Origin of the sequence: Piscicoccus intestinalis NBRC 104926 (assembly GCF_001515525.1) — a bacterium.
In the GTDB taxonomy this organism is placed as follows: Bacteria; Actinomycetota; Actinomycetes; order Actinomycetales; family Dermatophilaceae; genus Kineosphaera; species Kineosphaera intestinalis.
The window spans coordinates 1-1,500 of sequence record NZ_BCNQ01000275.1 but is presented as its reverse complement, the minus strand read 5'-3'; the positions used below and the strand labels follow the sequence as shown (position 1 = coordinate 1,500).

Annotated in this window: 1 protein-coding gene; it reads left to right on the top strand. The window is 68.5% G+C overall.

What is annotated here, in order from left to right; all coding sequences use genetic code 11:
* Positions 1-1,500, top strand: a 1,500-nt coding sequence (locus PINTE_RS21155) for a DUF6531 domain-containing protein (protein WP_169798594.1), incomplete at both ends; no start/stop codon positions are given.

Below are 1,500 nucleotides of genomic sequence, written 5' to 3'. Positions count from 1 at the left end.
TGGATGATCAGGTGGCGGCTCCGGGGTTGGGTGTGCAGGATTTCTATGGGATGGAGGAGTTCGGGGTTCGGGAGTTTTTGTCTTTGGGGGTGAATGTGGCCAACGGGAATCTGCTGGTGCGGGATACGGATGTGAAGATCAACGCTGCGGGGGTCGCGACCCGTTCGGACCGGTTCTTCAACGGCTTGTCGGGGCGGTCGGGGGCGTTCGGTCCGGGGTGGTCGATGGCCGGCGGTCATGATGTGGGCTTGGAGGTGGGCGCGTCGAGTGTGGTGTTCCGGGGCCCGTCGGGGTTCCGTGCCACGTTCACGGGGTCGGGGTCGTCGTGGACCGCGCCGTCGGGGTTGAACGCGACGTTGACCAAGAACGCTGATGGCACGTGGCGGGTGAAGCAGAAGCGGTCGGGGGTGACGTGGTCGTTCACCGCGGGCGGGTATCTGACCCGGCACGCGGACCGGAACGGGGTGGGGTTGTCGTACACGTACAACGCGGACAACACGGTGGCCTCCCTGACGGATGCGGCGGGCCGGGTGGTGACGTATGCCTATAGCGGCGGGCTGGTCTCGAAGATCACGGACTCGGCCGGGCGGGAGTACACCTACACCTACAGCGGCGGGCGTCTGGCGTCGTCGAGGACCCCGGACGGGCACACGACCAGTTACTCGTACACGTCGGCGGGGCGCCTGTCGCAGGTGAGGACCGCCCGCGGGGTGGCGGTCGGGATCGGGTACGACACGAGCGGGCGGGTGACCTCGATCACCCGGTACACCGAGCTGAACGCCGGCGGTGACGCGCAGACAACGACGTTCGCGTACCCGTCCACGTCCAGCACGACGCAGACCGATCCGCGGGGCAACACGTGGACCTACACCCGGGATACGGCGGGGCGGGTGACTGCGGTCAAGGACCCGTTGGGCCGGTCCCGGTCGGCGTCGTGGACGGCGAACTCGGCGGTCGCGACGGCCACGGATGCGATGGGCGCCGGTGGTACGGGTGGGAATGTGACGACGTATTCGTATGACGCGGCGAACAACCCGACCCAGGTGAAAATGCCGACCGGGGCGGTGTCGTCGGCGGTGTACACCACCGGTGGGGCGTGCGGGTCGACCGATACGGCGAATCCGGATCTGCCCAAGTGCGTGACCGACGACGCGGGGAATTCGCGGGCGATGCGGTACGACGCGCTGGGGAACCTGCTCTCTGAGGCGGACACCACGGGCGGGACCACCACCGGTGCGAAGCTGGAGTACACCTATCAGCGGGCCGCGTCCGCCACGACCGGCCCCGATTGTGGGGGCAAGCCGGGGCAGCGGTGCACCGCCAAGGACCCGAACGGGGGCGTGACGTCGTACCGGTATGACGCTGATGGGAACATGACCCGGATCTCCCCGCCCGCCCCGCTTGGTGAGCGGGTGTTGGAGTACGACGCGTTGGGCCGGTTGACCGCGGTCACGAACGGGCGGGGGCAGCGGACCACGTTCTCCCACGATGCGCAGGACC